Genomic DNA, 6,151 nt, shown 5'->3' on the forward strand with positions numbered 1-6,151 from the left:
ATCGGACACATTGGGCCGGGCGGCCCTGGTGAACGGGCGGCCACTCGACAAGGATCGCCCGATGCGCGACAGCAAGACGTTCGACCTGATCGCCCGGGGCGGGCTCGTCTGTTACTCCGTCGTGCATCTGCTCGTCGCGTGGCTCGCGGCACAGGTCGCCCTCGGCGACAAGGCCAAGGCGGACAAGGCGGGCGCCTTGCAGGTGGTGGTCGCGGAAGGCGGTGCGTGGCTGCTGTGGCTGATCGCGGCCGGTCTCGCCGTACTGGCGTTGTGGCAGCTCAGTGAGGCGCTCACCGGGCACCGGCACGTGAAGGCGCGGCGGCGGACGGTGCGCAGGATCGTCAGCGGGATCGAGGTCGTGCTGTACGGCCTCGTCTCCTACAGCGCGGTGAAGGTCGCGATCTCGGGCGCGGACGACGGCCAGGGCTCCTTGGTCGCCGACATCCTCGCGGAGTCCTACGGCCAGGTTCTGGTGACCGTCGTCGGGATCGGCGTCGTCGCGGTGGCGGTGTTCCTCGCCCAGCGCGGGTTCCGGAAGACGTTCGTGCGGGAGCTCGACTTCGGGAAGGCCTCAGGGACGACCCGCACCACGACGATCCGGCTCGGCCAGGTCGGCTGGATCGCGCTCTCCGCCGCGTACGGCACCATCGGCGTCCTGACCGTCATCGCCGCGGTCACCTACGACCCTGCCAAGGCGAGCGGGCTCGACGTCGCGCTGAAGACGCTCGTCGCCCAGCCTTACGGCGGTCCGATGCTGCTCGTGCTCGCGGCCGGGATCGCCGCTTTCGGGGCCTTCGCGCTGCTGGACGCGCGATTCCGCAAGATCTGATCTGCCCGGCGAACCGACCTGTGGCACCGTGAGAGCCGTCTGGAGGTCGTGATGGCAGGTGTGGTCGAGTGGATCCGCGAGCAGGGCGAGGACGATCGGCAGGCGCGGATCGTCGAAGTGCTGGTGGAGGCCTTCGACGACCTCATGCGCGCGGACGCCGACGCGTTCCGCCGCAAGTTCCGCAAGATGGCGGCCGCCCCGTTCGCGTTCTACCGCGGTTCGGCGTGCCTGTTCTACGCGGACATGGCGCACGAGGAAGACCCGTGGGCGAACGACGAGACCAGCCGGGTGTGGATCCAGGGCGATCTCCACGCCGAGAACTTCGGCAGCTACATGGATTCGTCCGGGACGCTGGTGTTCGACGTCAACGACTTCGACGAGGCCTACCTCGGCTGCTTCACCTGGGACCTCAAACGGCTCGCGGCCAGTGTCGCGCTGCTGGCGTGGAGCAAGGCGATCTCGGACGACGACATCGAGACGCTGATCGGCACCTACCTGCGCGCCTACGTGAAGCAGGTCCGCGAGTACGCCGAACGCCCCGGCGACGAACTCGTCCGGCTCCAGCTGGACAGCACCGAGGGCATCCTGCACAACGTGCTGCTCCGGGCCCGGCTGAAGACGCGGATCGACCTGCTCGACGAAGTGACCACCGTGGAGGATTACGACCGGAGGTTCCGGCACGGGCCGGGGGTCCGGGTCCTGGAGAAGGCGGAACGCAAGACCGCGATCGCCGCCTTCGAGTCCTATTTGGACACCATTCCGGAGAACAAGCGGTTCGGCAGCATCACCTACCGGGTCAAGGACATCGTCGGCCGGACCGGCTTCGGCATCGGTTCGGCCGGGCTGCCCGCGTACAACATCCTCGTCGAAGGGCGGACCCAGGCGCTCGAGAACGACGTCGTCCTGTCGATGAAACAAGGGAATGTCGCGGCGCCGAGCCGGATCGTGTCGGAGCAGAGCATCCGCGACTACTTCACCAACGAGGGGCACCGCACCGCCGTCTCGCAGCGCGCGCTGCAGGCGCACGCGGATCCTTGGCTCGGGTACACGGAGATCGACGGGACCGGGTTCGTCGTCTCGGAGTTGTCGCCCTATGTCGACGACCTGGACTGGTCGGATCTGACGGAACCGGCGGAGATGGGGCCCGTGCTCGACTATCTCGGCCGGGCCACCGCGAAGATGCACTGTGTGTCCGATTCGGACTCCGAGCAGACGCTCGTCGACTTCCAGAGCGAAGCGGCCATCGCCGAAGTGATCGGTGACCGCGAAGACGAGTTCGTCCGCACGCTGACCGAGTTCGGGATGGCCTACGCCGAGCAGTCACGGGAGGACCACCGGTTGTTCGTGGACGCCTTCCGCGGCGGGAAGATCCCCGCCGTCCGGCCCGCCGCGGAGGGCTGACCGGACGGCGGGGACCGGCTATTCGCGGAGGCCGATCGCCTCGATCGGCTTGGACCGCAGCGCCACCCGGGTGGCGAGGCCGAGCGAGACCAGGCCGAGCAGGATCGCCCCGGCGATGACCCCGCCGAAGACGGCGATCGTGCCGGACGGCAGCGGCGTGCCTCGCAGGCCGAGGTTCAGCAGTACCAGCGGAATCCCCGCCACCACCGTGCCGAGCACGGCCGCGACCCCCACCGTCGCCAGCGCTTCGAACCGCATCATCCGGACGACCTGGCGTTTCGTGGTGCCGATCAGCCGCAGCAGCGCGAACTCCCGAGACCGCTGCGCCGTGCTCATCACCAGCGTGTTGGCCACCGAGATCACGACGTAGCCGAGGATCACGCCGACCGCGACCAGGTTGACGTAGAACTGGACCTGCTGCTGACCGCCCGCGGGCGCGGCGACCGCGGATCCCGGCGTCACGACCAGGCCCGGATAACGAGCCGCGAGGTCGCGCAGGGCGGCGGTCACGGTCGCGGAGTCCGCGTCGGGCTGCTGCCGCACGAGCACCGAGTCGTCCATCCGGTCACCGGTGTGCGCCCTGGCCAGCTCGACGGGCAGCACGTAGCGGCCGAACGCCTGGTCGCGGGTGTACGTGGCGACCAGCCTCAGCTTCGCCGGAGCGCCGTCACCGTAGTAGAACTCGACCTCGTCGCCGATCTTCTTGTCGTACCAGTCGGCTTCCCGCTCGCTCATCGCCACGGTGTTCCCGGTCAGGTCGGTGATCTTGCCCGACACGACGCCCAGGTCGAGGTTCCCGCGGACCTGTGTGCCGTCGAGCCCCTGCGCCCCGTACCGCTCGACACGCAAGCTCTCCTGCTCCTGCACCGTGTTCATCACCTCGGTGTGCACGACGGGGGTCGCGGCGGCGACGCCGGGGATCCGTCGCGTGGCCTCGGCCACCTCCGGGGACAGGCCACCGGTGGTACTGGCGAGCACGTGGTCCGCGGTGGTCGACTTCACGGTCTCTTCCTGCCGGGCGGCGGCCGCGGAGGTCTGGCTGTAGAACATCGTCAGGGCGAACGAGACCGCGAGCATCACGGGCGTCACCGCGGCGGCGAGGCGCCGCGAGTTGGCCTGGCTGTTCGCGGCGGCCAGGTAGCCGCTGATCCGCGACGTCCGATTGAGCACCGGCGCGATCAGCTTCGTCATGAACGCGACCACCTTCGGGCTGACCACGGCCAGCCCGATCACGATGATCAGCGCCGACGCCGACGAAGCCGCGAGCCCCGGTTCACCGGGCAGGAAGATCGGGACCATCGAGCCGGCCAGACCGGCCACCACCAGCGCGCCGCCGACGATGACGCGCACGCGGCCGAGTTCACGCCGCTCCACCGCTGCCTCGCCGAGCGCCTCCACCGGGCGGATCGACGACGGACGCCGCGATGCCGACCACGCGGCCAGCCGGGCCGTACCCAGGCCGAGCGCCAGCGCGGCGACGAGCGGGATGGGGCTGAGCGCCAGCTCGAAGTCCGGCGGGATCACCCCGATCGCCGCGAAGGCGTTCTTCATTCCGAAGCCGACGGCCACGCCGAGACCGCTGCCGAGCACCCCGGCGACCGACGCGACCAGCATCGTCTCGGCGCCGATGAGCTTGCGGATCTGCTGGGGTGTCGCCGCGATCGCCCGCAGCAGCGCGAACTCGCGGCGACGCTGGTTGATGACCAGCGCCAGCGTGCTGGCCACGACGAACACCGCGATGAGGAGGGCGAACCCGCCGAACGAGCCCGCGAGCGCCATCAGCATCATGCGGGTCTGGCTGACGTCGAGGAACTCGACCGTGCTGCGCTCGACCCCGGTCGTCACCGTCACCTTGCCGGTGCCGACCGCGGCGCCGATCCGGTCGGCGAGGTCGCCCGGCGTGACACCCGGATCCGCCAGCACGCCGATCGCGTGCACCTGGCCGGGCGTCCCGGCGAGCTCGGCGGCCTTCTCCTGGGAGAAGAACACCGAGGACTGACGGCTGAGGCCGTCGCCCGACTTCGGGGCGGCGATCCCGGAGAGCCGGAACTCCACCGGCGTCGAACGGACGGCGATCTTCACCTGCTGCCCGACTGCGACACCGCTCCGGGCGGCCAAGTCGGCGTCGAGGACCACTTCGTCGGCACGTGTGGGTGCCTCGCCGTCACGCAGCGAGAACGGCGCCAGCGCGGCGGCGTCCCAGTTGTGCCCCAGGGACTGGCCGCCCTCCGGCCCGGTCAGTACCTGGCCGTCGGCCTTCACCACGGTGGCGGGGAAGCTCTGCTCCGCCACCACGCCGCGGACACCCGGCACCGACGTGATCGTCCCGGCGATCGTCACCGGCACCGAGGCCTGCTCCCCGACCTGCTGGGTTTCCATCGGACCGGCCCCGAGCGGGTCGACCGTCTGCTGTCCGCCGACGACGACCGCCGCGTCCGCGTACCGCTGTGTCGGGACACCGGCCCGCAGCCCGGACTCCATCAGGATGCCGCAGCCGGCGACGAGCGCCGTGCCGCAGAGGATCGCGATGAACGCGCCGACGAAGCCGCTCAGGCGGGTCTTGATCGTCTGCCATGCCAAATCCCACATGACGTCACCACTCCCCGAGGTGGGTCATGCGCTCGGCGACACGTTCCGGCGTCGGCTGCGGGAGGTGACCCGCGAGCTTGCCGTCGGCCAGGAACAGCACACCGTGCGCGGCCGAGGCCGCGACCGGGTCGTGTGTGACCATCAGCACCGTCTGCCCCATGTCGTCCACAATGGAACGGAGCAGGTCGAGCACCTGGCGAGCGGTGCGCGTGTCCAGGGCCCCGGTCGGTTCGTCGGCGAGGACGACCTCCGGCCGGGTGACCAGCGCGCGGGCGATCGCGACCCGCTGCTGCTGGCCGCCGGAGAGTTCCGACGGGCGGTGTTCGAGCCGCTTCGCGATCCCGACTCCCTCGACGATCTCGCGCAGCCACTGCGGGTCGGGCTTCTGCCCGGCCAGGCGCATCGGGAGCGTGATGTTCTGCAGCACGTTCAACGACGGCAACAGGTTGTAGGCCTGGAAGATGAACCCGATGCGGGTCCTCCGCAGCTCAGTGAGCGCTTTCTCGCGCAGCTTGCTGAGTTCGGTGTCACCGAGCAGAACCCGTCCCGAGCTCGGCCGGTCGAGTCCGGCCGCGCAGTGCAGGAAGGTGCTCTTGCCCGATCCCGACGGTCCCATCACGGCGGTGAACGTGCCCTTGCGCACCCCGACGGTCACCCCGTTCAAAGCAGTGACCGCGCCGTCACCGGAACCGTAGACCTTGCTCACGGATTCCAGTGCCAAGGCGCACGTGCCCCCTGAATTCATCATTTCCCCTTAAGCGGTGTTGATCTCTCTCGTCAAACCTACGGTCGACGAGGGCTCGGATCGATCCCGCGTGAGGGAAGACTCGTGGTAGTGCTGGCACCACCATGACCGGTTGATCGGCGGTCACGACGCTGTGCCGGGTGGCGCGGGGGCTTCGTTCGTTGCCTGGACGCCTGAAGCTCCTCGACTGTCCTTAAGGGACAAATCTCGCGATGCAGATGTCCAGTTTGGGTGCTTTGCGCCCTTCGAGACGGGGTCGCGAGTGACAAAGAGGGCTATTGAGGGGGTCGTACCGGGCCGAAGGCTCCCTTCACCGCGTCCGATGCGGCGAAGGGAGCCTTCGGCGTCGCGCATCTGGACCGGCCAACGAGAGCCGGTCGTGCCCTGACCGTCCACACGGGACACTTCCAGGCGACTGGGTGTCTGATTGATCCCTATATGCACGCTTTGCGAGGGGGTCGTGAGTGGCAATGCCGGTTCTATTGAGGGGAAGGGCAAACGGGGCGTGCTCGTGCCGTTTGCGGTGTCGGTTGTTGTGAAGGCCTCGTTCGCAACGGTGAAGGTTGGGAACATGGCTTTCGGGACAC

The 6,151-nt window shown here is 69.1% G+C and carries 4 protein-coding genes; 2 read left to right on the plus strand and 2 right to left on the minus strand.

Annotated elements, in window-relative coordinates; genetic code table 11:
• The first annotated feature begins 61 nt into the window (after positions 1-61).
• Both ACZ5IK_RS44690 and ACZ5IK_RS44695 read left to right on the plus strand, forming a co-directional pair.
• On the plus strand, positions 62-829 hold the full coding sequence (locus ACZ5IK_RS44690) for a DUF1206 domain-containing protein (RefSeq protein ID WP_465493276.1): 768 nt from the start codon (positions 62-64) through the stop codon (positions 827-829).
• Between the two features lie 51 nt (positions 830-880).
• The gene (locus tag ACZ5IK_RS44695; RefSeq protein WP_465493277.1) at positions 881-2,230 is read left to right on the plus strand and encodes a DUF2252 domain-containing protein; all 1,350 of its coding nucleotides are present in this window, start codon (positions 881-883) and stop codon (positions 2,228-2,230) included.
• 18 nt (positions 2,231-2,248) lie between these two features.
• Here ACZ5IK_RS44695 and ACZ5IK_RS44700 read toward each other — a convergent pair whose 3' ends face one another.
• Together ACZ5IK_RS44700 and ACZ5IK_RS44705 are read right to left on the minus strand one after the other, a co-directional pair.
• Positions 2,249-4,819, minus strand: coding sequence for an FtsX-like permease family protein (locus ACZ5IK_RS44700; RefSeq protein WP_465493278.1), 2,571 nt, complete (start codon positions 4,817-4,819; stop codon positions 2,249-2,251).
• Between the two features lie 4 nt (positions 4,820-4,823).
• Positions 4,824-5,564 carry an ABC transporter ATP-binding protein gene (locus ACZ5IK_RS44705; protein WP_101613216.1) on the minus strand — a complete coding sequence of 247 codons (741 nt, stop codon included), beginning with the start codon at positions 5,562-5,564 and terminating at the stop codon, positions 4,824-4,826.
• Positions 5,565-6,151 lie beyond the last annotated feature (587 nt).

This window comes from Amycolatopsis sp. NPDC031561 (genome assembly GCF_055580625.1).

Excerpts from the sequence above, each read along its gene's own strand:
- ACZ5IK_RS44690 (WP_465493276.1), top strand. The coding sequence starts at position 62 with ATGCGCGACAGCAAGACGTTCGACCTGATCGCCCGGGGCGGGCTCGTC.
- ACZ5IK_RS44695 (WP_465493277.1), top strand. The coding sequence starts at position 881 with ATGGCAGGTGTGGTCGAGTGGATCCGCGAGCAGGGCGAGGACGATCGG.
- ACZ5IK_RS44700 (WP_465493278.1), bottom strand. The coding sequence starts at position 4,819 with ATGTGGGATTTGGCATGGCAGACGATCAAGACCCGCCTGAGCGGCTTC.
- ACZ5IK_RS44705 (WP_101613216.1), bottom strand. The coding sequence starts at position 5,564 with ATGAATTCAGGGGGCACGTGCGCCTTGGCACTGGAATCCGTGAGCAAG.